This is a genomic window from Domibacillus sp. A3M-37 (assembly GCF_024213455.1).
Classification (GTDB): Bacteria; Bacillota; Bacilli; order Bacillales; family Domibacillaceae; genus Domibacillus; species Domibacillus tundrae.
The window spans coordinates 1-604 of sequence record NZ_JANAVL010000078.1 but is presented as its reverse complement, the minus strand read 5'-3'; the positions used below and the strand labels follow the sequence as shown (position 1 = coordinate 604).

The 604-nt window shown below is 43.5% G+C and carries 1 pseudogene; it reads left to right on the top strand.

What is annotated here, in order from left to right:
- Nucleotides 1–604, top strand: a pseudogene (locus NLX67_RS22630) (hypothetical protein); the annotation flags it as partial.

Below are 604 nucleotides of genomic sequence, written 5' to 3'. Positions count from 1 at the left end.
GCTAGAAACACAGCTTAATGAGTGGATCCAGGACCAATTAAATGAAGAAAAACTTGTGTTACCCGCCGCATTTCTATCAAATGTACACGGAAAGCTGATCCAGTTTATCAGCGAATTCCAGGAAATTATTTCTCTTCATTTAAATACTCCAACCAAGGACGATGTTGCAAATGTTGCCAAAATGCTGGTCCAGACAGAAGAAAAAGTAGATGATTTGAGCGACAGAATGGATGATTTGGCATCGGCGGTAGATAAACTCCGGACAGGAATGGATAAAAGGCCGGTCTCCAGCCATTCGCCATCGGCTCGAAGTATGGAAAAGCTGCTGAGAAAGACAGAAGAAAAAGTAGATGATTTGAGCGGCAGAATAGATGATTTGGCATCGGCGGTAGAAGAACTCAGGACAGGAATGGATAAAAGGCCGGCCTCCAGCCATTCGTCATCGGCCCGGCATGCAAAGGGGAAAAGAAAATCAGTAGCCCAGGATAATAAGAAGAAAGTAAACCTTGAAGAACTTCTGAGCCCTGCCCTGGACCCCAAGTCCTTTATTCTTCTGGATTCTGATGAGATTTTTTTAAAACTTCTCCAGGATATAAAGCTGAAA